The organism is Serratia sp. 1D1416 (genome assembly GCF_003641105.1).
Classification (GTDB): Bacteria; Pseudomonadota; Gammaproteobacteria; order Enterobacterales; family Enterobacteriaceae; genus Serratia; species Serratia ficaria.
This window is the reverse complement of the sequence record NZ_CP032738.1, coordinates 5,340,606-5,367,061: the sequence shown is the minus strand read 5'-3', so window position 1 is coordinate 5,367,061 and position 26,456 is coordinate 5,340,606. Positions and strand designations below refer to the sequence as shown.

Annotated in this window: 23 protein-coding genes; 6 read left to right on the top strand and 17 right to left on the bottom strand. The window is 60.7% G+C overall.

Going from position 1 to position 26,456, the window contains the following annotated elements; translation table 11 throughout:
- Positions 1-82: 82 nt before the first annotated feature.
- The gene (gene rplY, locus D7I37_RS26070) at positions 83-367 is read right to left on the bottom strand and encodes a 50S ribosomal protein L25 (protein ID WP_061795852.1); all 285 of its coding nucleotides are present in this window, start codon (positions 365-367) and stop codon (positions 83-85) included.
- Positions 368-520: 153 nt separating this feature from the next.
- Complete coding sequence (locus D7I37_RS26065) at positions 521-2,278, bottom strand: DEAD/DEAH box helicase (protein ID WP_061795853.1); 1,758 nt, start codon at positions 2,276-2,278, stop codon at positions 521-523.
- A 318-nt stretch (positions 2,279-2,596) separates the two neighbouring features.
- Between D7I37_RS26065 and rsuA the strand changes: the two genes are divergently transcribed.
- The 3 genes from rsuA (at position 2,597) to D7I37_RS26050 (ending at position 5,476) form a co-directional block, all read left to right on the top strand.
- Positions 2,597-3,310 (top strand): 16S rRNA pseudouridine(516) synthase RsuA, encoded by a 714-nt coding sequence (gene rsuA / locus D7I37_RS26060; RefSeq protein WP_061795854.1) that lies wholly within the window; start codon positions 2,597-2,599, stop codon positions 3,308-3,310.
- A 35-nt stretch (positions 3,311-3,345) separates the two neighbouring features.
- A complete protein-coding gene (locus tag D7I37_RS26055; protein ID WP_061795980.1) occupies positions 3,346-4,542 on the top strand; it encodes a Bcr/CflA family multidrug efflux MFS transporter in 1,197 nt (398 codons plus the stop codon).
- Positions 4,543-5,131: 589 nt separating this feature from the next.
- Complete coding sequence (locus tag D7I37_RS26050; RefSeq protein WP_061795855.1) at positions 5,132-5,476, top strand: YejG family protein; 345 nt, start codon at positions 5,132-5,134, stop codon at positions 5,474-5,476.
- Positions 5,477-5,484: 8 nt separating this feature from the next.
- On the opposite strand, the gene yejF is transcribed toward D7I37_RS26050, so the two are convergent.
- The 9 genes from yejF to D7I37_RS26000 all read right to left on the bottom strand — a co-directional run bounded on the left by yejF (position 5,485) and on the right by D7I37_RS26000 (position 16,463).
- Positions 5,485-7,089 (bottom strand): microcin C ABC transporter ATP-binding protein YejF, encoded by a 1,605-nt coding sequence (yejF, locus tag D7I37_RS26045; protein ID WP_129544700.1) that lies wholly within the window; start codon positions 7,087-7,089, stop codon positions 5,485-5,487.
- Between the two features lies 1 nt (position 7,090).
- The gene (locus tag D7I37_RS26040) at positions 7,091-8,116 is read right to left on the bottom strand and encodes an ABC transporter permease (protein ID WP_061795857.1); all 1,026 of its coding nucleotides are present in this window, start codon (positions 8,114-8,116) and stop codon (positions 7,091-7,093) included.
- On the bottom strand, positions 8,113-9,207 hold the full coding sequence (locus D7I37_RS26035) for a microcin C ABC transporter permease YejB (RefSeq protein WP_061795858.1): 1,095 nt from the start codon (positions 9,205-9,207) through the stop codon (positions 8,113-8,115). The genes D7I37_RS26040 and D7I37_RS26035 overlap by 4 nt, the downstream gene beginning before the upstream one ends.
- 10 nt (positions 9,208-9,217) lie before the next feature.
- Positions 9,218-11,026 (bottom strand): extracellular solute-binding protein, encoded by a 1,809-nt coding sequence (locus D7I37_RS26030; protein WP_061795859.1) that lies wholly within the window; start codon positions 11,024-11,026, stop codon positions 9,218-9,220.
- 81 nt (positions 11,027-11,107) lie between these two features.
- The gene (locus tag D7I37_RS26025) at positions 11,108-12,700 is read right to left on the bottom strand and encodes a cyclic di-GMP phosphodiesterase (RefSeq protein WP_061795860.1); all 1,593 of its coding nucleotides are present in this window, start codon (positions 12,698-12,700) and stop codon (positions 11,108-11,110) included.
- Positions 12,701-12,870: 170 nt separating this feature from the next.
- Positions 12,871-13,524, bottom strand: coding sequence for a TetR family transcriptional regulator (locus tag D7I37_RS26020; RefSeq protein ID WP_129544699.1), 654 nt, complete (start codon positions 13,522-13,524; stop codon positions 12,871-12,873).
- 167 nt (positions 13,525-13,691) lie between these two features.
- A complete protein-coding gene (gene mepS, locus D7I37_RS26015; protein WP_061795862.1) occupies positions 13,692-14,267 on the bottom strand; it encodes a bifunctional murein DD-endopeptidase/murein LD-carboxypeptidase in 576 nt (191 codons plus the stop codon).
- A 407-nt stretch (positions 14,268-14,674) separates the two neighbouring features.
- Positions 14,675-15,385, bottom strand: coding sequence for a phosphatase PAP2 family protein (locus D7I37_RS26005; RefSeq protein ID WP_061795863.1), 711 nt, complete (start codon positions 15,383-15,385; stop codon positions 14,675-14,677).
- 103 nt (positions 15,386-15,488) lie between these two features.
- Positions 15,489-16,463 (bottom strand): GTP-binding protein, encoded by a 975-nt coding sequence (locus D7I37_RS26000; RefSeq protein ID WP_061795864.1) that lies wholly within the window; start codon positions 16,461-16,463, stop codon positions 15,489-15,491.
- A 317-nt stretch (positions 16,464-16,780) separates the two neighbouring features.
- On the opposite strand from D7I37_RS26000, the gene D7I37_RS25995 reads away from it, so the two are divergent.
- Positions 16,781-17,089: a type 1 fimbrial protein gene (locus D7I37_RS25995; protein WP_061795865.1), complete on the top strand. Its 309-nt coding sequence runs from the start codon at positions 16,781-16,783 to the stop codon at positions 17,087-17,089.
- A 53-nt stretch (positions 17,090-17,142) separates the two neighbouring features.
- Here D7I37_RS25995 and D7I37_RS25990 read toward each other — a convergent pair whose 3' ends face one another.
- Entirely contained in the window at positions 17,143-18,624 is a 1,482-nt protein-coding gene (locus D7I37_RS25990; RefSeq protein WP_129544698.1) for a mannitol dehydrogenase family protein, read from the bottom strand.
- 41 nt (positions 18,625-18,665) lie between these two features.
- Positions 18,666-18,944 (bottom strand): hypothetical protein, encoded by a 279-nt coding sequence (locus tag D7I37_RS25985; protein ID WP_129544697.1) that lies wholly within the window; start codon positions 18,942-18,944, stop codon positions 18,666-18,668.
- On the opposite strand from D7I37_RS25985, the gene uxuA reads away from it, so the two are divergent.
- Positions 18,932-20,122, top strand: a complete 1,191-nt coding sequence (uxuA, locus tag D7I37_RS25980) for a mannonate dehydratase (RefSeq protein ID WP_061795867.1) — start codon at positions 18,932-18,934, stop codon at positions 20,120-20,122. The genes D7I37_RS25985 and uxuA overlap by 13 nt on opposite strands.
- A 23-nt stretch (positions 20,123-20,145) precedes the next feature.
- Here uxuA and yeiP read toward each other — a convergent pair whose 3' ends face one another.
- Positions 20,146-20,718: an elongation factor P-like protein YeiP gene (yeiP, locus tag D7I37_RS25975; protein ID WP_061795868.1), complete on the bottom strand. Its 573-nt coding sequence runs from the start codon at positions 20,716-20,718 to the stop codon at positions 20,146-20,148.
- 137 nt (positions 20,719-20,855) lie between these two features.
- A complete protein-coding gene (gene mtr / locus D7I37_RS25970) occupies positions 20,856-22,100 on the bottom strand; it encodes a tryptophan permease (RefSeq protein ID WP_061795869.1) in 1,245 nt (414 codons plus the stop codon).
- A 274-nt stretch (positions 22,101-22,374) separates the two neighbouring features.
- Here mtr and D7I37_RS25965 point away from each other — a divergent pair, with 274 nt between their 5' ends.
- Positions 22,375-22,629 carry a YkgJ family cysteine cluster protein gene (locus D7I37_RS25965; protein ID WP_061795870.1) on the top strand — a complete coding sequence of 85 codons (255 nt, stop codon included), beginning with the start codon at positions 22,375-22,377 and terminating at the stop codon, positions 22,627-22,629.
- Here D7I37_RS25965 and D7I37_RS25960 read toward each other — a convergent pair.
- Positions 22,626-23,804, bottom strand: a complete 1,179-nt coding sequence (locus D7I37_RS25960) for a sugar efflux transporter (RefSeq protein WP_061795871.1) — start codon at positions 23,802-23,804, stop codon at positions 22,626-22,628. The two genes, D7I37_RS25965 and D7I37_RS25960, sit on opposite strands and share 4 nt — an antisense overlap.
- 167 nt (positions 23,805-23,971) lie before the next feature.
- Positions 23,972-26,449 carry a trimethylamine-N-oxide reductase TorA gene (gene torA / locus D7I37_RS25955; RefSeq protein WP_129544696.1) on the bottom strand — a complete coding sequence of 826 codons (2,478 nt, stop codon included), beginning with the start codon at positions 26,447-26,449 and terminating at the stop codon, positions 23,972-23,974.
- Positions 26,450-26,456: the final 7 nt, after the last annotated feature.

Below are 26,456 nucleotides of genomic sequence, written 5' to 3'. Positions count from 1 at the left end.
TGGCCGAATCGCAGACAATAAAAAACGCCGCAATTGCGGCGTTTTCTACTTCGGCGTCCCGAAAAGCTCGAATACGTTGCGATTACGCGCGAACGAAGTCGATGTGGGCCAGCTTCGGCTTGAACGGGTGACGCTGTACAGCCTGAACCTTAACTTTGGTTTCTTTACCGTCGATAACCAGAGTTACTGCTTCGCTGTAGAATTCTGGTTTAGCTTCCATGTTCTTTACGGAATCATGGTCCAGTTCGATGGAAACTGGCGCTTCTTCGCCACCGTAAACGATAGCTGGGAATTTATTTGCTGCACGCAGGCGGCGGCTCGCACCCTTACCCTGGTCTTTACGTACTTCTACATTGATAGTGAACATTGTTTTTTCTCTTAAAAGAAAATTTACCTCGCTACAGGCGACCCAGTAGCGAGTTCGATAACCTGCTTCAACGCCGGGCGAACCCGGGCAAAGCGGGCGGCATTTTAGCGGAAAGCGGCCCGCAGGGCAATGAAAACCTGCCCGCCGCCGCCGTTAATACAGATCGTTGGCGCGGCGAAAGCGGCCCTGATAATCGAACACTTTTTCCCGCACCTGCCAGAATTGGCCGCGTTTGCGCGCCACCACGAAGTCCGGGTGGCGCAGCGCCGCCTGCTGGGCCAGCACGTCGGCGGCGGTGTGCCAGTTGAACGGCACGCCGGGCGCGCGCTGATGCGGGCGCAGGAACAGCATGTCGAACGCCTTGCGCTGCGCCGGCGTTTGCAGGCGGAAACGCTCGCTGGTGCCGGTGCCGTCCTCGTCATAGTAGGTGGCCTTCAGCCATTCGCCCTTGTCGTCGCGGCCGCTTTGCAGCGCCATGCCGCCGCAGCGCAGCACCAGGGCGTCTTTCAACTTCAGCGCCGCCTTGAGCATATCGTCGGGATCGACCAGCACCGCCTGGCATTGGTGGCAGCGGCGCGCGGCAATGTCATTCTCGGCGCCGCAGTGCGGGCAGCTTTTGAAGCGAAAGCGGTAGTCGCACTGTTCGCGGTGGCCCTCATCGTCCTCCAGCCAGCCCTGACAGCGGCGGCCGTAATGCTCGATAATATCGCCGTTTTCGGTGCATTTGCCCCAGAACAGGTTGGCGAAGCCGCAGCCCGGGCAGAATACCTGCACCGGCTGGCTGTCGCCGTGCGGTTTGCTGGCGCCGACCTCCGGCGTGAACAGGTCGTGGGGGTTGCCGGCGTAGTCGAGGATCAGGCAGTCCTGCTTGCCGGGCGCCAGGCGCAGCCCGCGGCCGACAATCTGCTGATACAGGCTGACGGATTCGGTGGGGCGCAAAATGGCGATCAGGTCGACGTGCGGCGCATCGAAGCCGGTGGTCAGCACCGCCACGTTGACCAGATAACGCAGCCGCTGCCGTTTAAAGGCCTCGATCAGCGCGTCCCGCTCGGCGGCGGGGGTCTCGGCGCTGACCAACGCCGCCGAGCCGTCAGGCAACAGCCCGTGGATCTCGCGTGCGTGCTCGACGGTGGAGGCGAAGATCATCACCCCTTTGCGGTCTTCGGCATACTCCACTATCTGGCTGATGATGTGCGGGGTGATGCGATCCTGCCGCTTCAGTTCGCGGTTCAGGTCCGCTTCGCTGAACAGCCCGTTGCTTCTGGCCTCCAGCCGGCTGAAGTCGTACTGCACGATCGGCATGTCCAGCCGTTCCGGCGGCACCAGGTAGCCGTTTTTGATCATATAGCGCAGCGGCAATTCATAGATGCAATCGCGGAACAGGCTGCCGCCGTCGCCGCGGGTAAAGCCGTGGTAGTGGTATTGATAGATCCATCCCTTGCCCAGCCGATAAGGCGTGGCGGTCAGCCCCAGCAGCCGCAGCTGCGGGTTGGACTTTTGCAGATGCTGGATGATCTGCTGATACTGGCTGTCGTCGTCGTCGCTGATGCGGTGGCATTCGTCGATAATCAGCAGGGAGAAGGCGCCGTCAAACAGCGCCAGGTTGCGCGCCACCGACTGTACGCTGCCGAACACCACCTTGCCGGCGCTGTCTTTCTGCTGCAGGCCGGCGGCGAAGATATCCGCTTCCAGCCCGTAGGCGCAGTATTTGGCGTGGTTCTGCGCCACCAGCTCCTTGACGTGGGCCAGCACCAGCACCCGGCCGCGCGCGCGTTTCGCCAGCTCGGCGATCACCAGGCTTTTGCCGGCACCGGTCGGCAGCACGATCAGCGCCGGTTCGGGGTGCTGACGGAAATGTTTGATGGTGGCTTCGACCGCTTCCAGTTGGTAGGGGCGCAGGGTAAATGCCATAAATTAACGCCGTGAGTTGAGAAGGGCCGCCGGGAACAGCTTTTGTAACATCTGATCCCACAGAAACAGTGACATTTTACTCCCCAGACGGCCAAAAAATTTCTATTATTATGCCCTCTGAGCGCTCGCGGTGCGAGAAGCGCGGAAATACCCCTGTCAGGGGACGGTTTCCGCCGCTATACTTGTGTGACAGCAATCGCTGTTTCCCCACGCGATTTCCCCTTCGAACCTGCCATTTGCACCCGGTGCAACGGCGGGGCGTCATATTTTGGCAATACGATCAATGCGATCATAACAACGACAGGCAAAGCAGATCCAATGCGACTGGACAAGTTTTTATCTCAGCAGTTAGGTATTAGCCGTGCGCTGGTAGCGCGCGAACTTCGGGCCAAACGCGTCACCGTGGACGGTGAAGTGGTGAAGAGCGGGGCGCTCAAGCTGACCCCGGAGCAGGAGGTGACGTTCGACGGCAATCCGCTGCTGCAGCAGAACGGCCCGCGTTATTTCATGCTCAACAAACCGCAGGGCTACGTCTGTTCCACCGACGATCCCGATCACCCGACGGTGCTGTACTTCCTCGATGAACCGGTTGCCTACAAGCTGCATGCCGCAGGTCGGCTGGATATCGACACCACCGGCCTGGTGCTGATGACCGATGACGGCCAGTGGTCGCATCGCGTGACCTCGCCGAAACACCACTGCGAGAAAACCTACCTGGTAACGCTGGAGCACCCGTTGGCGGAAGATACCGCGCAGCGTTTCGCCGAAGGCGTGCAGCTGCACAACGAAAAGGACCTGACCCGTCCCGCGCAGCTGGAGCAGATTGAAGATTGCCTGGTGCGTTTGACCATCAGCGAAGGGCGTTACCATCAGGTGAAGCGCATGTTCGCCGCGGTCGGCAACCGGGTGGTCGAGCTGCATCGCGAGCGCATCGGCGCCATCGTGATGGATGAGGATCTGGCGCCGGGCGAATACCGCCCGCTCACCGAAGAAGAAATCGCCAGCGTGGGTGCGCCGCACCTGCAGGATTGAACTGACTATCGCGGCTGACTAAGGAGTCGTTGAACGTGCAACAGAACCGGACATCTCACCTCGGTTTGATTTTTATTCTGGGCCTGCTTTCCATGCTGATGCCGTTGGCCATCGACATGTATCTGCCCAGCATGCCGGTGATCGCCGCACAGTTTGGCGTCGAATCAGGCAGCGTGCAGATGACGCTCAGCGCCTACATGCTGGGTTTTGCCTTCGGGCAGCTGTTCTATGGCCCGATGTCGGACAGCATCGGCCGCAAACCGGTGATCCTGTGGGGAACGCTGATCTTCGCCATCGCCGGCTGCGCCTGCGCCATGGCGCAGTCTATCGATCAACTGATCGGCCTGCGTTTCCTGCATGGCCTGGCCGCCGCCGCCGCCAGCGTGGTGATCAACGCCCTGATGCGCGATATGTTCACCAAGGACGAGTTCTCGCGCATGATGTCGTTCGTCATTCTGGTGATGACCATTGCGCCGCTGCTGGCGCCGATGATCGGCGGCGCGCTGCTGCTGTGGTTCAGCTGGCACGCCATCTTCTGGACCATGGGCGCCGCGGCGCTGATCGGCTCGTTGTTGGTGGCGCTGTTTATCAAGGAAACGCTGCCGCCAGAGCGGCGGCAGAAGTTCCATTTGCGCACCACGCTGGGCAACTTCGCTTCGCTGTTCCGTCACAAGCGGGTGCTGAGCTATATGCTGGCCAGCGCCTTCTCGTTTGCCGGCATGTTTTCGTTCCTCAGCGCCGGGCCCTTTGTCTATATCGAGTTGAATCACGTTTCACCCCAGCACTTCGGCTATTACTTCGCGCTGAACATCGTGTTCCTGTTCCTGACCACGCTGGTCAACAGCCGCAACGTGCGGCGGGTGGGGGCGGTCAGGATGTTCCGCCTGGGGCTGCTGGTGCAGCTGGCGATGGGGCTGTGGCTGCTGGCGGTCAGCGCCCTTGGCCTGGGCTTCTGGGCGCTGGTGATCGGCGTGGCGGTCTATCTGGGCTGTATCGCGATGATTTCCTCCAACGCCATGGCGGTGATCCTGGATGATTTCCCGCATATGGCGGGTACGGCGTCTTCCCTGGCCGGCACGCTGCGCTTCAGCATCGGCGCGCTGGTGGGGGCGGTGCTGTCGCTGGCGCCGGGCAAGAGCGCCTGGCCGATGGTCTCCTCGATGGCGCTGTGCAGCATCGTGGCGGTGCTGTTCTACCTGTACGCCAGCCGGCCGCGCAACCGCGCCGCCTGACTTTCCTCCCAAGCCGGGGCTAAGCGCCGGCTTGGGTCCTGGCCCTACCGGCGGGCCTGCCGGTTGGCAATGAAAAGTTTGTTGCTAAATATTTGCAGGCTAATCAAGTGTCCTTCAGCGCGACTGTGTGCTTTTTGTTAAAAAAGTGCGGCGTTCCCCTGCGTGATTATCACCGTCTGCGCGGGTATTCTCCGGCCCCGCCGTTTGGCGGCGGTTTGCGTTAGTCACAAGCTAAATCAACGCATTAGGCGTATCGCACGCGGTGGCGCATAAAGTTAAATGTTTCTGCAATGTAAAATTATGGCGGCTAGAAAGTAGCCGTATTGCAAGAAAAAAGAGTTGAGATCGCTGCGGGAAAGGGTTACATATAACGCAAAAATGCGAGCTGAGTCGCAAAATGCCGTGAAACGACACCGCACGGCGCATGAAAAACAGCATGACATCAGCACGCGCAGGGCTAGGTTAACGAACTGTGACAAATTTTACATTCAAATAACATTTGTTCGCGGCAGAGTCGGTGGTCAGCGGCTATAACTTAGTAACCCTGTCAGGTAAAAAGTGTTTCACCTTTTCAAACTAGGGATTTCATGTGGAGAGTATCCAACTTTCGGTAGTGCATCGCTTGCCGCAAAGTTATCGTTGGCTATCTGGTTTCACCGGCGTCAAGGTTGAACCGATTCCGCTGAGCGGAATAGACGAAGATAACAACCTGATTGGCCTGAAGCTGCTCAGCCATGAAGGGGCCGAGGCCTGGCAGGTCATGCAGCAGCTCAACCTGTCGCTGCAGGAGATCCAGGTCGACTGCGCCGTCGTCGAATGGGAAGGGGAACCCTGCCTGTTTGTGCAACGCAGCGACGAAAGCGCCACCATGTGCCGGCTTAAAAACGTCGGCGCGGCGATTGCCGAGCAGCTTAGCGCACAGTACCCTTTCTGATCCCGCCGCTAATCCGCCAGCTGCAGCAGCTGTCGGGTATAGTCGGCAGCGGGCGAGGTGAAAATCGTCCGGCAATCCCCCTGTTCAACCACTTCCCCCTGCCGCAGCACGATGACCTGATGGCACAGTGAGCGCACCACCTGCAAATCATGGCTGATAAACAGATAGGCCAGCCGGTGGCGCCGTTGCAGCGACTTCAGCAAGGTCAAAACCTGCGCCTGCACCGATTTGTCCAGCGAAGACGTCGGCTCATCGAGGATCAGCAGCTGCGGCTGCAGGATCAGCGCGCGGGCGATGGCGATGCGCTGACGCTGGCCGCCGGAGAACTCGGTGGGATAGCGATGGCGCAATTGCGCATCCAGCCCAACCTCCTGCAGCGCCGCGATCACCCGTTGCTCCCGCTGTTCGGCGCTCAGTTTCTGGTGCACCTCCAGCCCTTCGGCGATGATCTGCTGCACGGTCAGCCGCGGATTCAGCGCGGAATAAGGATCCTGGAAGACTATCTGCATGCGGCTGCGGTAGGGCAGCATCTGCTTCATATTGAGCGCGTGCAGGGGCTCGCCGTCGAACCACATCGCGCCCTGAAAGGCCAGCAGGCGCAGCAGCGCCAGCCCGGTGGTGCTTTTTCCGGAGCCGGACTCCCCTACCAGCCCGACGCTTTCCCCGGCGCGCAGTTCGAAGCTCAGGCCGTTCAACGCGTAGTGGTAGTCTACCGTACGGCGCAGCAGGCCGCGGCGAATGGGGAACCGGACCTGCAGGCCTTCCACCTTGAGCAGCGGGCAGGCGCCGCCGGGGGGCGGTTCAGGCAGCGGCAGCGGTTCGCCGACGTCTTCGGCGGCCAGCAGGCGTTGGGTATAGGGGTGCTGCGGCCGGCTGAACAGCAAGGCGCGCCGGTTCTGTTCCACGCAGCGCCCCTCGCGCATGACCGCCACGTTATCCGCCAGGCGGCGCACGATATTCAGGTTATGGGTGATGAACAGCAATCCCATGCCCATTTCCTGCTTCAGCTCCTGCAACAGCTTCAGGATCTGCGCCTGAATGGTCACGTCGAGGGCGGTGGTGGGTTCGTCGGCGATCAGCAGCTTGGGCCGGGTCAGCACCGCCATGGCGATCATCACCCGCTGGCGTTCGCCGCCGGAGAGCTGGTGCGGATAATCTTTCAGCCGGGTTTTGGCACTGCGGATGCCGACCCGATCCAGACACTGAATAATCTCGCTGCGCGCCGCGTCGCGCCGCATGCCGCGGTGCAGCATCAGCACTTCCGCCAGCTGTTTTTCGATGTTGTGCAGCGGATTGAGCGACACCATGGGTTCTTGAAATATCATCGCTATCTGGTTGCCGCGCACTTTGCGCAGCTCAGACTCGGGCGCATGCAGCAGCGAGGCGCCGTTGAAGCGGATATCGCCGCCGGGATAGACCACCGGCGGCGACGGCAGCAGGCGCAGCACCGACAGCGCGGTAACGCTTTTGCCGGAGCCGGATTCGCCGACCAACGCCAGCGTTTCGGCCTGCTCTATCTGCAGCGACAGGCCGTTGACCACCGGAACCAGCGCCTCTCCCTGTCGGAAGGCGACGCTGAGATCCTGAATCGAAAGCAGTGGAGTGCTAGCCATATCAATGCGCCTTGCTGGGGTCAAAGGCGTCGCGCACCGCTTCGCCGATAAAAATGAGTAACGACAGCAGCACCGCCAGCACCAGGAAGGCGGTTATGCCGAGCCACGGCGCCTGCAGGTTGTTTTTACCCTGCAACAGCAGTTCGCCGAGCGACGGGGAACCGATCGGCAGTCCAAAACCGAGGAAGTCGAGCGAGGTCAGGGTGGTGATCGACCCGCAGAGGATAAACGGCAGGAAGGTCAGCGTCGCCACCATGGCGTTGGGCAGCATGTGGCGATACATGATGATGCGATCCGGCACCCCCATGGCGCGCGCGGCGCGGATGTAATCATAGTTGCGGGTACGCAGGAATTCGGCGCGCACCACGCCCACCAGGCTCATCCAGCCGAACAGAATGGTGATGCCCAGCAGCCACCAGAAATTGGGCTGCACGATGCTCGACAGCAAAATGATCAGGAACAGCGTCGGCATGCCCGACCAGACCTCGATAAAGCGTTGCCCCCACAGGTCAAATCGCCCGCCGTAATAGCCCTGGGTAGCGCCGACGCACACGCCAATCAGGCTGGAAAACAGCGTCAGCGCCAGGCCGAACAGCAGCGAAATGCGAAAGCCGTACAGCACCCGGGCCAGCACGTCGCTGCCGTTGCCGTCGGTGCCGAGCAAATTATGGCGCGAAGGGGCGGAGGGGAAGGGCACCTCGGTGGCGAAGTTGATGGTGTCGTAGCTGAAGCGGATCGGTGCCCAAACGGCCCAGCCGTGGCGTTCAATCTGCCGCAGCACGAAGGGATCCTGATAGTCGGCGGCGGTATCCAGCTCGCCGCCGAAGGCGGTTTCGCTGTAGTTGACCATAAAGGGCAGGTACAGCCGCCCCTCATAGCGCACCAGCAGCGGCTTGTCGTTGGCGATCAGATCGGCGGCCAGGCTGAGGACAAACAGCGCCAGGAAGATCCACAACGACCAATAGCCGCGGCGATTGCTGCGAAAGCGCGCCCAGCGCGCCTGATTGTTCGGGCTCAGACGGCTCATTGGCGGGCCTCGAAATCAATGCGCGGATCGACCAGGGTATAGGTGATGTCGCTGAGAATATTCAGCAGCAGGCCAATCAGCGTGAAGATATACAGCGTGCCGAACATCACCGGATAATCGCGCTGCAGCGTGGCGTCGTAGCCCAGCAGCCCGAGGCCGTTGAGCGAGAACATCACTTCAATCAGCAGCGAACCGGTAAAGAACATGCTGATGAAGGTGGCGGGAAAACCGGCGATCACCAGCAGCATGGCGTTGCGGAACACGTGGCGGTAGAGGATTTTCCGCTCGTCCAGCCCCTTGGCGCGGGCGGTGATGACGTACTGCTTGCGGATCTCATCGAGAAAGGCGTTTTTGGTCAACATGGTCAGGGTGGCGAAGCCGCCGATCACCGTCGCCAGCACCGGCAGGGTAATGTGCCACAGGTAGTCGGTGACCTTGCTGTACCAGGGCAGGGTGTCGAAGTTGCTGGAGACCAGCCCGCGCAGCGGGAACCAGTCCAGGTAGCTGCCGCCGGCGAACAGCACGATCATCAGGATGGCGAACAGGAAGGCCGGAATGGCGTAGCCGATGATGATCAGCGTGCTGCTCCAGGTATCGAAGGCGCTGCCGTTGTGGATAGCCTTGCGGATGCCGAGCGGGATCGACACCAGGTAGATGATCAGCGTGCTCCACAGCCCCAGGGTAATGGAGACCGGCAGGCTCTGGCCAATCAGTTGCATCACCGACGCGCCGCGAAACAGGCTGTCGCCAAAGTCGAGGCGCATGTAGTTCCACAACATGTTGAAGTAACGCTCGTGCAGCGGCTTGTCGAAGCCGTAACGCCGGGTGATCTCGGCGATCACCTCCGGATCCAGCCCGCGCGCACCGCGGTATTGGCTTTCGGCGGCGCTGGCGACGCCGACCCGCGCATGGCCCGCGCCTTCACCCGTTCCGCCGCCGCCGAAGCCGCTGCTTTGGCCCATTTCGATGTTGGCGATCGCCTGATCGACCGGGCCGCCGGGGGCGACTTGCACGATAAAAAAGTTGATGGTGATGATCGCCCACAGCGTGGGGATCACCAGTAACAGCCTGCGTATCAGATAAGCCGCCATCGCAGACTCCTTATTGCCGTTGGGCCGGCAAGCGCGCCGCCTTGTTGACGTCGAACCACCAGTTGTCGAAGCCGATGGCGTAAGGCGGGCGGATCGACGGCCTGGAGAACTTGTCCCAATAGGCGTAGCGGTCGTGGTTGGAATACCACATCGGCAGCATGTACATATTCCAGGTCAACACCCGATCCAGCGCGCGGCCGAGCGGCAGCAGGGCTTTCTCGTCGCCCTGGTGGCGCATGATTTGCCGCACCAGGCTGTCGACGGCCGGATCGCTGACGTGCGGGGTATTCCAGCTGGAGTCGATATATTTTGAGTCCCAGCTGGTTTCCAGGCTGGAGCCCGGGAACGGCATCGCCAGATAAACCGTGGGCATCATATCGAAATCGCCGTCGCGCATGCGCTTGGTGAACTGGCTGACATCGATATCGCGGATCTGCATATCGATGCCCAACCGCTGCAGGTTGTGCTGGAACGGCAGCACGTACTGAAAGTTGCTGCCGCTCAGCAGCATCAGTTCGAAGCTGAAAGGCTGGCCGGTTTTCACGTTGACCAGCTTTTGGTTTTTGACCGTCCAACCGGCCTCTTTCAGCAGCTGGGTCGCCTTCAGCAGGTTTTGGCGATCGTTGCCGCTGCCGTCGGAGGACGGCGGCTGATAGAGGCTGGTGAACACCTCCGGCGGCACCTGGCCCTTGAGCGGCGCCAACAGCGCCAGTTCGGCGGCGTCCGGATAGCCGGCGGCGGCGTACGGGGTGTTTTGGAAATAGCTGTTGGTGCGCTGGTAGGCGTTGTAATACAGCGCCTTGTTCATCCAGTCGAAGTCGAAGGCGAGGGTAATCGCCTGCCGCACCCGGCGATCGGCAAACAGCGGGCGCGTCATATTGAACGCCATCCAGCGGGTGTTCTGCGCCGACTGATTGATTTCGTCCTGCTTGATGATGTAGTTGCGCGCAAAGTTGCCGCCCTGATACTGGGTGGCCCAGCTTTTGGGCGAGCTTTCGATGCGGAAATCATAAGCGCCGGCCTTGAACGCCTCAAGCGCCACCTTGTCGTCCAGGTAGTAGTCGTAGCGGATGCTGTCGAAGTTGTAGCGGCCGCGGTTGACCGGCAGGTTGGCCGCCCAGTAGTCGCGTACCCGCTGATAGGTGATGTATTGGCCGAGGCGGTAGCCGCTGATTTTATAAGGGCCGCTGGCCAGCGGCGGCGTATTGAGCGGTTCGTTGAGCAGGTGGTTTTGCCAGAAGCTGGCCGGCAGGATCGGCAGGCCGAACAGCCCCAGCATTTTATCCTTGTCCGGCTGCGGGAATTCCATGCGCACCGTCAGCCGCGAAATGGCTTTGACCGTTACGCCCTTATAAGCCAGGCGGAACTGCGGCACGCCTTCGGTCATGAACTTGTTAAAGGTAAAGGCCACGTCGGCCGCGGTGATCGGGCTGCCGTCGTGGAAGCGCGCGCGGGCGTTGATGTCGACCTCAACCCAGCGCATGTCGGCCGGAAAGCGGGCCGATTCGGCAACCAGCGGATAGTAGCTGCCAATTTCATCGTCGGAGGTGGTGAACAGCGAATCGTAAAGCTGTTCCGTGCGCTCGCCGGGCACGCCGCGGGTGGCGTAGCGGTTAAAGTTGTCGTAAGTGCCGATGGCCGACAGCCGCACGTCGCCGCCCTTGGGCGCCGCCGGGTTGACGTAGTCGAAATGGCTGAAGTCGGTGGCGTATTTCGGATCACCGATCAGGGCGAAAGCATAGCTTTCATTGAGCGTTTCGGCCTGCAGGCCGAAACTGAGTGCCGAGAGCACCAGAGCAGCAAAAACGCGCACGGACATCAGACGGTAAGCTCCTGCTGTGTAATGAAATTAACCTGCGCCCAGCATAACATTCTCCGCATGGTCGCAGGGTAAAGAAGTTTAAAGATCGGATCGTTGCGCCTGATAATCAAACACCTGACGGGCGTTGCAGTAGGCGACGAAGTTCTCGATGCTCAGCGGCTTGCTGTAATAATAGCCCTGCATAAAGGTCACCCCGTGTTCTTGCAGAAAATGCACCTGCTCGGCGGTTTCCACCCCTTCGGCCACCGTCAGCATTTTCAGCTTTTTGGCCAGTGAAATCACCGCGTCCAGCACCGGGGCGGTGACCGTGTCCTGGCCGATCGAGTTGACGAAGCCGCGGTCGATCTTCAGGTAGTCCATGCTGAAACGCTCGAGATAAATCAGCGCGCTGTGGCCGGTGCCGAAGTCGTCGATCGCGATCTCGATGCCTTGTCTGTGCAGCCAGTCGAATTCCGCCAGCGCGTTATCCTCCTCCACCATACCGCGTTCGGTGATTTCAAACACCAGCGTAAAGTAGTTGGGCGGCAGTTGGGCCAGCAGTTCGTAGACATCCTGATGGAAGGACGGCGCGCTGAGATGCGAAGGGGAGATATTCAAACCGATCTTGGCGCCCTGCGGCAGCGCCTTGGCCAGCTGCGGCGCATCTTCGGCGATCAGGCGGAACAGGTGGCGGGTCAGCGGCACGATCAGCCCGCCGCTTTCCGCGTAGGGGATGAACAGGTCCGGCGGAATGCGCCCTTCGATCGGGTGCTGCCAGCGGATCAGCGCCTCCAGCCCGCCGATGGCGCCGCTGCGGGTATGCAGCACCGGTTGGTATTCGATAAAGAATTCGTTGCGTTTGATGCCGCGCAGCAGCGCCCGTTCGGGGCTTTGGCGCAGCAGCAGCATGTAGTAGCAGAGCACGCCGAGCATCAGCGACAGCACCAGGCTGCCCAACAGGGTCAGGCGAATGTCGTTGGGCGTCAGCTTTTCGTTGTAGAACATGATGCTGAGCGGCAGGCCGGCGATGGTCAGGCTGTCGGCCTTGTCGCGCGGCAGCTGGCTGACCGGCATCAGGTTCGGGCTGAAGGTGGTCAGCGCGCGATCGCCCATCACGATGGCGATGCCCGGCGCCTGGGCATCGTGCGAGGTGAACAGCATGTAGGGCATCAGATCGATGTCCAGCGTGGCCAGGATGCCGGTATCCTGCGCGCCGGGCTGGCGCAGCCAGACGGCGACCGCCGGTTTGCCCGGCACGATGGGCGTGCCTTGCTGCAGCTTGAGATCGAGCCGCCGGCTCCCGTCTATTTCCGGATAAAGATTTTTCAGCGTCATATTCATGTCGCCGGTGGCGGAAGAGCAATAGGCGAAGCCGTTTTTCACCAGCAGAAAGGTGCGCACGCCGGAGGTAAACGCCGCCTGATAGGTAATATCCGCCTGGCTGGACAGGCAGGGTTTGGCGGTGAGCGGCAACATTGTCTGCATGGCTTGCGTCAGGCTGTTGATATAGCCGAGGGCGAATTTTTGCGTGCGCGCTTCGACCGCGCGCTGATATTGCACGCGTTGATGGGTAATAAGCGACAGGGTGACGGCGGTGAACAGGATAAAAAAGACCAGGGCAGCAATGCTGCTTTTAACCAGGCTGCGCTGTCGGTGCGACACGCTGCGGGCAAATGCCCTTTTCAAACCCATAAAGCTGCCCCCTGAGCATGGCGTAGCCATCTGTTATTATTTTGGCGATAGGGTTTCATATATCTCAATAACGGCATTTCAGCGATTTCTCATCGTTACCCACCGGGGGGCTTGGCGCATTTTCTGGCGGCGGCGTGAAACTCCCCGGGATTTTAAAGAATATTTATCGTTCAGGCGCAGTTTAAATAACGCATCACCACCGTTACCGTCATTTGACGATAATAGGCGAGTTTTTCGTCGGCGGTGCGATTTCCTTCAAACAACGTGTCAAAAGTATATTGGTTGGCGGCGTGATGGAAACACAGCGAGCTGATGATGCGGTGCAAATCGCGCGCCTGGGTTTCGGCGGGGAACAGGCCCTCGCGCACGCCGCGCTGCAGAATGTCTTCCAGCGTCTGCAGCGCGCTGGTATTGAGCTGCTTCAGCTTTTCGGACTGCCGGGCATATTGGCCGCGCTGCATGTTTTCCAGGCTGACCAGGCGGATAAAGGCCGGGTGCGCCGCATGATAATCGAAGCTGGCCTCCACCAGCCGCTGCATCGCCTCCATGGGCGGCAGGGTCGCCAGATTGAGGGCGATTTCGTCCTGTCGTATATGGGTGTAGGCGTATTCCAGCACCGCGATATACAGCGCCTCTTTATTCTTGAAGTGATACACCACCATGCGTTTGGTGGTGTCGGCCTGCTCGGCGATGCGTTCGAGGCGCGCGCCCTTCAGACCGGACTCGGAGAACTCCGCCAGTGCGCTTTCAAAAATGCGCTGTTTCAGGCCTTCGGGATCGTTTTTACGCGGGCTTTTGGCTGGGGGATCGCGATGAACGCTCAAAATAGGCTCCGTTATATGGCTGGCTCAAAAACTGGGGACGTTGAACAATCTAAGAGCAGGGGAGGTAAAGTGCAAACATCGCGGCCGATGCCTGCGGAAAAAAAACGCCGCCCGAAGGCGGCGTCTTATCGCTCGTTTGGTATTCAGGACAATCAGGTATTTCGCCGTCAGCTGCTGGTCAGCACCCGACGCGCTTCGCGATAACGTTTATTCCAGTAGTTATCGGTCAGCTTGGAAATCATCACGCCGCTGCTGGTGGAGGCATGAACGAATTGATCGTTACCCAAATAGATGCCGACGTGGCGCCCGGTAGAGCCGGCGCGGAACAGCACCAGATCGCCTGGACGCAGTTTGGTGCGCTGGATTTTCTTGCCGACATCTTCCTGTTGATAGGTAGAACGCGGTAAGTCCATGCCAAACTGTTCGCGGAAGGTGCGCTGTACAAACGCCGAGCAATCGATGCCGCGCTTGGTTTCACCGCCTAAACGGTAGCGAACGCCTTTCCAGTCTGCATACTGATCCATAATCTTTGACTTGACGTCAACGTTACGAACCATGGCTTCGAATTCATCCTGAGAGGCTTGCAGTAAAAGACCGTCTTTGTCATTAACTGCACGCATCTCAGTTTGTGCGTTATTCAAGTTCGAAGTGTGAGTCGAGCTGCACGCGGAGAGCATGACCGCGGCGGCAATTGCAGGGATCGCCCGCAAAAAATATCTCAAAAACGGTTGAGATTTGACCATTGTTGTTGTTTTCCCTTGAAGTCCTTAACGACGAAAGTCGCTACCTGAAAAATGCCAAACGGAACGAGACTAATCCGCACCTGTTTCATCGACAATCAGTTACCTCTGAAAACGTGCTGGAACGCACATTTTTAGCGGATTTAATGCTGAGTCGAGTTAAACCAGGCACAAACGCATTTGAGATTACCGGAACAAATAAGGGATTGCGAGCCTTTTTCCATCCTTTTTTATATGAATTTGTGATGTAACATAATGTAAAACTTCATATAAAAAACGATGAGTGTGGGTTGTGCTGACTTGGTGGGGATGAGGTAACGAAATCGTTAACCCGCTGATGCGAAAATAAACCTGGGGCGATGGGAAGCCGGATCGGGAGGCGAAGCGCCTCCCGGCGTCATAGCTGCAGGTTATGACCGGCCTGGCCGATGCTTACCGGGCAACAGGCGGTTCAACCGGTCGATCAGCCAGTCGCTGAACGGCGTCATCAGGCACCAGCTGGCGCCGACCAGCACCACCGACAGCGAGCCGACGGCGATATCGGTGAACCAGTGCGCGCCGATCATCACCCGCGGCAGGGAGAAGAACAGGGTGATCAGCAGCGCCACGGCAAAGGCCCGGCGGTTGAAGTAGCGCAGCATAAAGCAGGAGAAAATGATCAGCATCATGCCGTGATCGCCCGGGAAGCTGTCGCTGGAGGCGTCCTTGGTGGGAATGCCGGTCAGTTCGCTGACGCGGTTGATGGAGTCAAAGGTCAGCGTCGGGCTGGGGTGCTTCACCGGCAGCAGGTGGCCGAGCTGGTTGAGCACCACGGCGGTCAGCAGCATCACCACGCCGGTAATCAATAAACGGCGGCGGCCGGCGGCGTCCTGTTTCAAATAGAAGTACAGGTACAGCAGCCCCATGGCGATCAGTGAAATAACGTCGAAAGCGCGGTTGTTGGTGATGGCGACCAGGTGCAAAAACGCCGGGTCGGTCGCCAGATGGCGGTTAAAGAAAAAGAAAATCGCTGAGTCCAGGGTAAACCACTCGCCATGGTTAGCCGGCAGGAACCAGGACAGGAACAGCGCAATGCCCAGTAAGTTTAATAGAATGATGAAGGGTAAATTGCGGCGCGTCATGACATAACCTGTTGGAAGTATAAATTAAACAATGCGAAATTCGGCGGTTTTCAGCCGGCTTTATCGGCCGGGGCGAAAACCGCGAGGTACCACGGTAATGTTGTTAACTTAAACGAATCTTAAACAATGCCGCTTGCAGGGCGTTCCAGTCGGCGTTTTCGCTGTGGATCAGCTCAATGCGGCTGTCCAGCGGCGCCACCGGGCGGGTTTCTATGCTGAGGTCTTGCCCCTGGCGGTTGATCAGCAGCGTGCCTTCGGCGATGCGCACTACGCCTTTGGCGCGATCCACCGGCGCCAGCCGCACCCATTCCATAAAGCCGACGGTGTCGAACCGGGTCTCGCCGTCAAAAATCCAGCCACAGCCGGTAAACCCTTGTCCCTGGTTGAGCGCCCGGCGCCAGCGTGAATTTTCCGGCAGCCGCAGCGCCGCCAGCCCCTGCGTTTTGGCATGGCTATGATGATGCTGCGCATCCGGCAATTCTGTGCGATTCGTGCGCGGGCTGTCCAGCCACGCCGCGTCGGCCTGTCCTTGCTCGATGCGATGGCAGGGCCGCTGCAGGGGATCCTGCGCCGTCCAGGCCTGCAGCGCCAGCACGTCTTCCGGCCGGTAGGTGTCGCTTTTGCTGGCCAGAATCAGGTCGGCCGCCGCCAGCTGGTCGCGGAAGTTTTCATTGTCGCGGTAGCGGGGCTGGCTAAGCTGGCGGGCATCCAGCAGGCACAGGGTGGCCTGCAAATCTATCCAGCCGGCGTAGCTGTCCTGGGTCAGCAGCGACAGGATTTGTTTCGGATGGCCGAGCCCGGTGGGTTCGATCAGCAAACGGTCGGGTTTGGCCTGCTGCAGCAGCATGTTCAGCCCGACCTGCATCGGCAGGCCGTTCACGCAGCACATGCAGCCGCCGGGGATCTCTTTCAGCACGGCGCCGCTGTCGGCCAGCAGCGCGCCGTCGATGCCGATTTCGCCGAACTCGTTCACCAATACCGCCCAGCGCTCATGCTCGGGTTTTTGCGCCAGCAAATGGCGGATGGTGGTGGTTTTACCGCTGCCGAGGAAGCCGGTAATCAGGTTGGTTTTGGTCATCGATTATTCCTGATTGCAAAAGTTAATCTGATCAATAAGTGAGCGGCGCTGTTCTAATGCCGAATAGCGGACGCCGGCATGTGCGCCATCTCGCAAATTTTGCACGCTACGATGCGCCTTTCAACCGCCAAAATCCATCGTATCAGGTCAGAAAATTCCTAGGTAAAACCATGGATTAGCCATGGAAAATGCGGGGTAGTAGCTTGTTTTTACATGGTTAATGACCCGATTAGCCGACAAATAAATCCCCTTTCCTTGCGATTATTCCTAACAAGATCCTCTATGTTTAAATTGGCTTAACTAAAAATGAGGTTGCCATGAACGTCTTTCGGTTATTTTTGATCGCAGGAATGTTGTTTTCATGGACGGCTGTCAGTCAGGCAGGCGTTGCCGGCGGGGTGATTCGCTTCGTCGGTTCTATCGTAGAAAGTCCTTGCTCGGTCAATATTGCCGATTCTACCGCGAAGACGCAATGTTATCGCAACGGTCAGCATTATCAGGCGCGGCAAACTTTGTCAGGTTTCGATGCTACACGCAAAGAGCTTCCGCTGAATCTCGGCACCACCGAGATGAAGTGGGTGGATCAACAGAAAAAACTGGCTGTCATGACGGTCGTTTATCGTTAAGTCGTTCCGCCATGCCGGAGCGTTGCGCCGGCATGGCTACCCTGGCGGGCCGTTCAGCCCGGCTGCCGCATGACCCAATCCTTCACCGTCTGGCGCGCGCCGCGGTCGCGCAGCGCCAGATAAGCGCGGCTGACCGCCGCCACAAAGGCTTCCTCCGCCGGCAATTGCTCGCCGAATACCGACGTTAGCGCCAGCAACGCCTGCACGCGCCGGCTATCGTCTGGCGTGGCCGCGACCTTTTGCCGCAGGGGTTCCAGCAGCGGATCGCGAATGTCGATAGGCTGACCGGCGTCATCCACGCCGCCGACATAACGCATCCAGCCGGCCACCCCCAACGCCAGGCCGGCATAATCTCCGCCGTGCTGCAGGTGCCAGCGTACCGAATCCAGCATGCGTTGCGGCAGCTTTTGCGTGCCGTCCATGGCGATTTGCCAGGTGCGGTGCTGCAGCGCCGGGTTGCTGTAGCGCGCGATCAGTTCGCTGGCGTAGCCGGCCAGATCGATGCCGCTGACGCTGAGCGTCGGCGCCTGTTCGTTGAGCATCAGACGGTGCGCGGCGCGGCGGTAGTATTCGTCCTCCATGCATTCGTTGATGTACTGATAGCCGCCGAGGTAGCCGAGGTAGGCCAAAAATGAATGGCTGCCGTTCAGCATGCGCAGCTTCATCTGTTCAAAAGGCAGCACGTCGTTTACCAGCTGCGCGCCGGCCAGCTCCCAGGCCGGACGGCCGGCGGCGAACTTATCCTCGACCACCCACTGAATAAACGGCTCGCAGGCGATGGCGCATTCATCGCGCACGTCGCCCAGCTCGGCGGCGATCTCATCCAGCGTCTCCGGCGTGGCGGCCGGGACGATGCGATCCACCATGGTGCTGGGGAAGGTCACCTCGGCGGCGATCCAGTCGGCCAGGGCGCGATCGCGCGCCTGCGCCAGATCGAGCACCGCGTTGCGCAGCACGTGGCCGTTTTCGGGAATGTTGTCGCAGGAGAGCAGGGTGAAGGCGGGAAGGGCGCGCGCGCGGCGCAGCCGCAGCGCCTCGACCAAAATGCCCGGCACGGTGGTCGGCTGCTGCGGCCGGGCCAAGTCGGCGACGATCCCCGGATGCTGCAGATCCAGCCGGCCGCTGCCGGGCTCGATGCAGTAGCCTTTTTCGGTGATGGTCATCGACACGATCGCCACCTGGGGTTCCGCCAGCTTTTCCAGCACCGCTTCGATGCCTTCCAGCTTGCGGTGCTGGCTCTCATGCACCGCGCCGACGACAATGGCCTGGTTCCCGCCGGCGCCTTTCTCCAGCACGCTGTACAGATGATCCTGCCGGCGCAGCGCTTCGAACAGCGGCACGCCGCCGGACAGGCTGATTTCGCAGATTCCCCAATCGCCGCCCTGGCGATTCAGCACCCGGTCGGTGAGCAGCGCCTGATGGGCGCGGTGAAAGGCGCCGAAACCGATATGCGCTATGCGGCTGCGCAGGGCGCGGCGGTCATACTGCGGCTGTTGAACGGCGGCGGGCAGCGGCTGATGGGCGATCGTTTTCATGCTTGGCTCCAAAACGGGGGAAACGACGGGTTGGCAACTTGTTAAAAGTTAGCAGACCAGTTTTTCCGGTCGTAAACAACGATGACGGCGCGGTGCGCCTGAAAATTTAACCGACGCCAGTGTAGAGCGGCTGGCGCATCAATGAAATTGGTCAGTCCAAAATAAGCCAGAATCGTGAAGTGGATCAACCAATGGCGCTTTCGCTTTTGACAGCGTGCGGCGAAAGGGTAAGGTAAAGATAAATGATATCTCGCTTCAATTGGTATAACAGAATCGCCGGCATCGGCGATGCGCACAAGGATAAATAATGGAACAAACATGGCGTTGGTACGGGCCGAACGATCCGGTCTCTCTGGACGACGTGCGCCAGGCCGGTGCAACCGGCGTGGTGACGGCGCTGCACCATATTCCGAACGGCGAAGTCTGGCCGGTCGACGAGATCCGCGCGCGCCAGGCGCTGCTGGCCGAAAAGGGGCTGGTATGGTCGGTGGTCGAGAGCATTCCGGTACATGAAGAGATCAAAACGCACAGCGGCGACTGGCAGCGGCATATCGCCAATTACCAGCAGTCGCTGCGCAATCTGGCGGCCTGCGGCATCGACACCGTCTGCTACAACTTCATGCCGATCCTCGACTGGACGCGCACCGACCTGGAATACCCGCTGCCGGACGGCTCAAAGGCGCTGCGCTTCGACCAGATCGCCTTCGCCGCTTTCGAGCTGCACATTTTACGGCGCGCAGGGGCCGAGCGGGATTATACGCCGGAGGAGCAAAGCCAGGCCGCGGCGCGCTTTGCCGCCATGAGCGAGGCGGAGAAAGCCAGGCTGACCGGCAACATCATCGCCGGGCTGCCGGGCGCGGAAGAGGGTTATACGCTGGATCAGTTCCGCGCCCGCCTGGCGGAATATGACGGTATCGACAAGGCGCAGCTGCGCGAGAATATGGCGGTGTTTCTGCGCGCCATCGTGCCGGTGGCGGAAGAGGCCGGCGTGCGGTTGGCGGTGCATCCGGACGATCCGCCGCGGCCGATCCTCGGCCTGCCGCGCATCGTTTCCACCTTTGAAGACATGCAGTGGCTGAAGCAGACCGTCGACAGCATTCACAACGGCTTCACCATGTGCACCGGCTCTTACGGCGTCCGCGCCGACAACGATCTGGTGCGGATGATTGAAACCTTCGGCGATCGCATCCACTTTACCCATCTGCGCGCCACCTGCCGCGAGGAAAACCCGAAAAGCTTCCATGAAGGGGCGCATCTGCAGGGCGATGTGGATATGGTGGCGGTGATTGAGGCGATATTGACCGAAGAGCGGCGTCGTCACCGGGCGGGCGATCGTCGGCCGATCCCGATGCGCCCCGATCACGGGCACCAGATGCTGGACGACCTGAAGAAGAAAACCAACCCCGGCTATTCGGCGATTGGCCGTCTGAAAGGGCTGGCGGAGCTGCGCGGGGTTGAGTTGGCGCTGAAACGACGCTTCTTCCCGGAACTGCCGTAACGGGAAGAAGCAAGCGAGATAACTTACTCAGCCCGGCTCATGTAGCGGCGTTCGGCGATATGTATGCGGATCTTGTCGCCGGCGCTGAGGTATTCCGGCACCTGAATGGTCAGGCCGGTCGCCATGGTGGCCGGTTTGTTGCGGGCGCTGGCGGAGGCGCCCTTAATGCCCGGCGCGGTCTCGACGATTTCCATATCCACGGTTTGCGGCAGCTCCAGCGCCAGCACCTGGCCGTCCAGCGTCAGCACCTGCATGCCCGGCAGGCCGGCTTCCGGAATGAACAGCAGCTCGTCTTCGATCTGATCCTTCTTGAAGATGTACGGCGTGTAATCTTCATCATCCATAAACACGTATTCTTCGCCGTCGATATAGGAGAAGTTCACCTTGCGGCGCGACAGGGTGATGGTGTCGAGAATATCGTCGCCCTTGAAACGCTCTTCCACCTTCAGCCCGGTGCGGACGTCGGAAAAACGCATTTTGTATAAGGTGCTGGCGCCGCGGGCGCTGGGGCTCTGCACATCGATATCTTTCACCAGCAGCAGTTTGCCGTTGTAGTTGATCGCCATGCCGCGCTTAATTTCGTTAGCTCTTGCCATATAAATTCATCCGCAATGAAGAGGTTTTGAGAAGTTGCGACAAGGTACTCGCGCCGCTGATTTCAGGCAAGAGCCCAGCGCAAAAAACAGTGTGCGACGAGAGAAAGCAGGAGGGCGGGCGCCCTCCCGTTGCGGCGTTAGCGGAACACCGGCAGCAGGCCGAACAGCGACAGCAGGTGCGCGGCGGCGTTGATCAGGCCGAACAGAATAATGAACAGGATCATGCCGCGGCCGCCCGGCGCACGATAGCTTGCCTGCGGGAAGCGGCGGCGGCTGGCGCGCGCCATCATCGCCGGCACCATCACCGCCCAGACGGTGGCCGCCAGCCCGGCGAAGCCGATGGCGTACAGGAAACCGTTCGGGAACAGCAGCGCGGCCAGCGTAGGCGGCGCGAAGGTCACCAGCGCGGTTTTGCTGCGGCCGACGGCGTCATCGCCGAATTTAAAGAAGTCCGCCAGATAGTCGAACAGCCCCAGCGACACGCCGAGGAACGAGCTGGCCAGCGCCATATAAGAGAAGGCGTTCAGCAGTTGGCTGACGGTCTGGCCGCTGGAGACGTTGCCCATCTGCTTCAGCAGGCTGCCGATATTGCCGCCTTCGGCAATCACCTGTTTGAAGGCGTCGCGCGCGATATTGCCCTGGATCACATACTGCCACAGGATGTAGATCGCCAGCGCCAGCAGGGTGCCGTACACCAGGCTGCGCACTACCGCGCCGCTGTCCTTGCGGTAATACTTCACCAGCCCGGGGATGTTGCCGTGGTAGCCGAACGAGGTCAGCAGGTACGGCAGCGCCGCCAGCGCATAGGGCAGGTAGCTGGCGTCGTTGTCGCCACGGTTGAACAGCACCGCCGGCTGTACGTGGGTGAACATGTCGCCGACCGACATCACAAAGGTGATCACCATACCGCCGATCAGGACGGTGCTGAGGCGATCGACCGCGCGGGTGGACAACCAGACGATAAACGCCACCAGGATGGCGAACACCAGCCCGGCGGCGCTTTGGCCGACGCCGACGCTGCCTGCCAGCGTGTGGGCGATAATCGAACCGCCGGCGGAAATATAGGCATAGGTGAGGATATACAGCACGAAGGCTATCGAGATGCCGTTGATGGCGTTCCAGCGCTTGCCCAGCAGGTCCTTGACGATGGTGTGGAAGCTGGCGCCGCTCGGGTAGTGGAGGGTGGCTTCGAGGATCATCAGGCCGGAGATCAGCATGCAGGCCCAGGTGTAAACCAGCAGCGCGACGGAACCGCTGAACCAGACGCCGGAAGTGACGATCGGAATGGAAAACATGCCGGCGCCAACGGCGGTACCGGCAATGATCATCGCGCCGCCGAGTACCGAAGGGCGGGCTGGCTTCTGGATGGTGTCCGTAGACATTGAGGCTCCTGGTGGGCTGGGGTTCTTTTGTACTAGCCCAATGGTACAGGTGCGGATGATGCATGTAAAGGGCAGTCGATGCGCGTTTCGCGCATTTCAGGCATGATTTAGGCCGTTGCTGGGCATTTGTTGGCCACCGGAGGTTTTCGCCACTGGCGAGGTGCGCAAGATGCGATGTAAAGATTGGCGGGAAAAGCGGGATTCTGCTGGCGGCGGATGAGCGCGGCTGATATTGTCGCGCTTCACTTCCCCCAGCCCACCAGGAGCCGCGCTGATGGACTGCCGTACCGACTGTGGCGCCTGCTGTATCGCGCCGTCAATATCCAGCCCGATCCCCGGGATGCCCAACGGCAAGCCGGCCAATACCCGCTGCATTCATCTGGATGAGCGGCTGCGCTGCGGCCTGTTTCATTCTCCGCTGCGGCCGAGGGTCTGCGGCAGCCTGCAGGCCAGCCGCGAAATGTGCCACGATCGCCGCGACCAGGCGTTGATTTACCTGGCTAGGCTGGAAGCGGACACCGCGCCCTAAGCGTCTTTCAGCTTCCACAGGCACAGCGCCGCGCCGGCCACCATCGCCAGCGCGGAATAGAACACCGCGTGATAGTTCCAGATCTCCGCTACCGTGCCGGCGATAGAGCCGGCGATGATCCAGCCGACCCGAATGGTGTTGGTGAACAGCGTGGTGGCCGCCCCGGCCTGGCCGGGCATCAAATCCTGGAAATACAGCATGCCGATGCCCGCCAGCACGCCGATAAACACCGCGTTAAGCAGCTGCAGCGCAATCAGCTGCCAACTGCCGGTGATAAACAGCAGGCCGATATAGAACAGCAGCCCGGCGCCGACCGCGCCGCGCATCAGACAACCTTTGCCGAAGCGTTTCGCCACCATGCCGGCGAGCAGCATGGTCGGGATCTCCAGCCCGGCGGCGGTGCCCATCAGTATGCCGGTCAGCCGCTCCGGCAGCCGCAGCGCGTGCGCCATATACAGCGGCATGTTGATCAGATACATGCTGTTGGCGGTCCACATCAGGGTGCAGGCGGCGAACAGCAGCAGCGCGTCGCGGCGATTCTGCCGCGGGGCTTCCAGCGTTGCGCCGCCTGCCGCCGCGGCTTTCGGCATCGAAGGCAACAGCTTCCACACCAGCGCGCCGCACAGCACAAAGGCCGCCGCCCCCGCCAGATACATCACCTTGAAACCGAAGCCCAGCGCCAGCGCGAAGGCGATTGGCGGGCCGATCACCCAGGCCAGCGACACCTGCGCGCGCATGATGGAGGTGAACATCACCGCCTCGCGCCCGGTGCGGTCGGCATGCTCCCGCGCCAGCGCGAACATCTGCGGATTGGCGGTGGAGCCGAAGCTGGTCAGCAGCACGCCGACCGCCAGCAGCAGGTAATAATTGCGGTTCCAGGCGAACAGCACGAAGCCCAGCGCGCCGAGCATGCAGCAGAAGAAGATCAGCGACTTGCGATCGCCTCTTTTATCCGAACGGCTGGCGAGAAACTGGCTGACCAGAATGCCGATGACCGCGCTGCCGGTAAAAAACAGCCCGACCATCGCCGGGCGCACCTTGACCTCGGTCGCCAGGAACAGGCTCAGCGTAGGCGTCTGCAACGCGCCGGCAATGCCGGTAAGGAATGCCGCCGCCAAAAAGGCCAGCGAAGTGAAGTCGGGAGAGCGGCGCGTTACCGCGGTTGAAGTCGGCATAGGGTCATTAAACAGTCGGAAAAGGGGAGGTCACGCGCATAATACGCCCGTTCTTTTAAAAAAAACAAAAAACAAAAAGGAAAAAAACAAAAAACGGTTTCAATTCGTTTAAGCGCCAGGCGCTGGGGGGAAAGGGGGCGACGGTTCCACCGCCCCCGGTGAAGCGATTAGGCGCCGGCCGGCACCGCATGCGCGGTATTTTTCAGCACCTCGCCGCGGTATTTTTCGATCTGCAGCTGCGCCATCTGCCCGCAGTTGCCCTGCGCCAGGCTGGACGAGCCTACGTCGAAGGTCAGGCAGTTGACGTTGCCGTTCTTGCACAGCGAGCCGGGCTGCGCCGGATCGGCCGGATCGAACCAGGCGCCTTCGCTGATGCGCACCACGCCGGGGCGTACGTCTTCGCTAACCACCGCCCCCACCAGGATCTGGCCGCGATCGTTGAACGCCCGCACCAGATCGCCGCCGGCGATGCCGCGCGGCTGCGCATCCTGCGGGTGAATGACGATCGCCTCGCGATCCGCCACCGCATATTTTTGCCGCAGCGGCGTGTTGTCGAGCTGCGAGTGCAGCCGGTTGGTCGGGTGCGCGGTATTGAGCGACAGCGGGTATCTGGCCGCCTCCGGCCCGCGGTACCATTCGTGCGGCGGCATCCAGGTCGGGATGCCGGGACAGTCCCGATAGTTCATCCTGGCGATGGCGTCCGAGTAGATCTCGATTTTACCGGACGGCGTGCCCAGCGGGTTCAGCAGCGGATTTTCGCGATAGTCGGCGAAGCGCACCCACTGTTTGTTGGCCTCCGGCACCGGGAAACGCACGTAGTTGTTGGATTGCCAGAACATGTCGAACGGCGGCAGCGCCACCCGGGCGCCGCGCGCCTGAGTTTTCATGTCGTCATACATGCCTTTCAGCCACTGGGTTTCATCCTTGCCCTCGGTAAAGGCGTCCTGCACCCCCAGCCTGGCCGCCATGGCGGCGAAAATGTCGAAGTCGCTGCGCGATTCATGCTGCGGCGGCACGCACTGGTGCATCGGGAACACGTACAGCTGCGAATAGTCGCCGCCCATCTCCAGATCGTTGCGTTCGTAGCTGGTGGTGGCCGGCAGCACGATGTCGGCATGCTTGGCGGTGGCGGTCCAGTAGGGTTCGTTCACCACTATGGTGTCCGGCCGCTGCCAGGCCTTGACCAGGTTGTTGGTGTCCTGATGCTGGTGGAAGGTGTTGCCGCCCGCCACGTAGACCATTTTCACCTCGGGGTAGGTGACCTGCGCGCCGTTGAAGTCGATGGTCTTGCCCGGGTTGCTCAGGCATTCGGCGATGCGCGCCACCGGGATCGGGGTCGGTGAGTTTTTCGGCGCATTGCCGGCGGAGATGCCGGCGATGATGCCGCCCTTGGCGGTCGGGCTGCCGCCGGAGGAGTAGTGATAGCTGAAGCCGAAACCGCCGCCCGGCAGGCCAATCTGGCCGAGCATCGCCGCTACCGTGACCAGCAGCCAGTGCTGCTGCTCGCCGTGGTGCTGGCGCTGAATGCCCCAGCCGCCCATGATCATGGTGCGGTGTTTCGCCATGTCGCGCGCCAGCTGGCGCAGCACCTCGGCGTCGACGCCGCTGATGTCGGCCGCCCATTCGGCGGTTTTCGGCGTGCCGTCGCTCTCGCCCAGCAGGTAAGAGCGGAATTTGTCGAAGCCGACGCTGTAGGTCTGCAGGAAATCCGGATTATACAGCTTTTCGGTCAGCAGCGTATGGGCGATGCCGATCAGCATCGCGCCGTCGGTATAGGGACGCGGGGCGATCCATTGCGCGCCGACAAATTTGGCGCTGTCGTTATGCACCGGATCTATGCTGATCACCCGGGTGCCTTTGTTTTTCAACGCCTCGAAGCCGGTCTGGCCGACGTGGTCCGGCACGTTCCAGCTGTTTTTCAGCGTGACCATCGGGTTGCAGCCCCACAGGATCACCAGTTGGCTGTTTTCGACCACGTTTGGCCAGGCGGTCTGCTGTTCGTAGACCTCCATCGAGCCGACCACGTGCGACATGATCACCTGCGCCGCGCCGGTGGAGTAGTCGCCGGCATAGCCGAGGAAGCCGCCGGTCAGGTTCATCAGCCGCTGCAGCAGCGTGCGGCTGTTGTGCAGCATACCGACGCTCTTCCAGCCGTAAGAACCGGCGTAGATCGACTGCGGCCCGTGGTCTTTCTGCAGGCGGGTGATTTCATTGCACACCAGTTCGATAGCCCGTTCCCAGCTGACGCGCACCCATTCGTCGCGGCCGCGCAGCTCGGTGCGGCTGCCGGGGCCGCCTTCCAGCCAGCTTTTGCGCACCATCGGGTATTTGACGCGGTTTTCGGCATGCACCTGATACGGCGCCATGGCGATCAGCTCATTCGGATAGGGGTCGTCTGCGATCGGCTGCACGCCGACCATCTTGCCGTCCCGAACTATGGCTTCGAAGGCGCCCCAGTGCGCGCCGGTCAGAATGCCTTTCTGCGCCTGACGCAGCGCCACAAACTGCGGCAACGCTTCGCTGATGGCCTGCGCCAGCGCGGATTTCGACCACAGGCCGGACAGCAGCGGAGCGGCGACCAGCGCGGCAGCGCCGGCCAGAAAGCGGCGGCGGTTCATTTTTAGCGGTTGTTGATGGTTGCTCATTGCGCTT

What these genes read in the sequence shown, in the direction of transcription:
- rplY (WP_061795852.1), bottom strand. Translation starts at nt 367, where the DNA reads ATGTTCACTATCAATGTAGAAGTACGTAAAGACCAGGGTAAGGGTGCG.
- D7I37_RS26065 (WP_061795853.1), bottom strand. Translation starts at nt 2,278, where the DNA reads ATGGCATTTACCCTGCGCCCCTACCAACTGGAAGCGGTCGAAGCCACC.
- rsuA (WP_061795854.1), top strand. Translation starts at nt 2,597, where the DNA reads ATGCGACTGGACAAGTTTTTATCTCAGCAGTTAGGTATTAGCCGTGCG.
- yejF (WP_129544700.1), bottom strand. Translation starts at nt 7,089, where the DNA reads ATGGCTAGCACTCCACTGCTTTCGATTCAGGATCTCAGCGTCGCCTTC.
- D7I37_RS26040 (WP_061795857.1), bottom strand. Translation starts at nt 8,116, where the DNA reads ATGAGCCGTCTGAGCCCGAACAATCAGGCGCGCTGGGCGCGCTTTCGC.
- D7I37_RS26035 (WP_061795858.1), bottom strand. Translation starts at nt 9,207, where the DNA reads ATGGCGGCTTATCTGATACGCAGGCTGTTACTGGTGATCCCCACGCTG.
- D7I37_RS26030 (WP_061795859.1), bottom strand. Translation starts at nt 11,026, where the DNA reads ATGTCCGTGCGCGTTTTTGCTGCTCTGGTGCTCTCGGCACTCAGTTTC.
- D7I37_RS26025 (WP_061795860.1), bottom strand. Translation starts at nt 12,700, where the DNA reads ATGGGTTTGAAAAGGGCATTTGCCCGCAGCGTGTCGCACCGACAGCGC.
- mepS (WP_061795862.1), bottom strand. Translation starts at nt 14,267, where the DNA reads ATGGTCAAATCTCAACCGTTTTTGAGATATTTTTTGCGGGCGATCCCT.
- D7I37_RS26005 (WP_061795863.1), bottom strand. Translation starts at nt 15,385, where the DNA reads ATGACGCGCCGCAATTTACCCTTCATCATTCTATTAAACTTACTGGGC.
- D7I37_RS26000 (WP_061795864.1), bottom strand. Translation starts at nt 16,463, where the DNA reads ATGACCAAAACCAACCTGATTACCGGCTTCCTCGGCAGCGGTAAAACC.
- D7I37_RS25995 (WP_061795865.1), top strand. Translation starts at nt 16,781, where the DNA reads ATGAACGTCTTTCGGTTATTTTTGATCGCAGGAATGTTGTTTTCATGG.
- D7I37_RS25990 (WP_129544698.1), bottom strand. Translation starts at nt 18,624, where the DNA reads ATGAAAACGATCGCCCATCAGCCGCTGCCCGCCGCCGTTCAACAGCCG.
- uxuA (WP_061795867.1), top strand. Translation starts at nt 18,932, where the DNA reads ATGGAACAAACATGGCGTTGGTACGGGCCGAACGATCCGGTCTCTCTG.
- D7I37_RS25985 (WP_129544697.1), bottom strand. Translation starts at nt 18,944, where the DNA reads ATGTTTGTTCCATTATTTATCCTTGTGCGCATCGCCGATGCCGGCGAT.
- yeiP (WP_061795868.1), bottom strand. Translation starts at nt 20,718, where the DNA reads ATGGCAAGAGCTAACGAAATTAAGCGCGGCATGGCGATCAACTACAAC.
- mtr (WP_061795869.1), bottom strand. Translation starts at nt 22,100, where the DNA reads ATGTCTACGGACACCATCCAGAAGCCAGCCCGCCCTTCGGTACTCGGC.
- D7I37_RS25965 (WP_061795870.1), top strand. Translation starts at nt 22,375, where the DNA reads ATGGACTGCCGTACCGACTGTGGCGCCTGCTGTATCGCGCCGTCAATA.
- D7I37_RS25960 (WP_061795871.1), bottom strand. Translation starts at nt 23,804, where the DNA reads ATGCCGACTTCAACCGCGGTAACGCGCCGCTCTCCCGACTTCACTTCG.
- torA (WP_129544696.1), bottom strand. Translation starts at nt 26,449, where the DNA reads ATGAGCAACCATCAACAACCGCTAAAAATGAACCGCCGCCGCTTTCTG.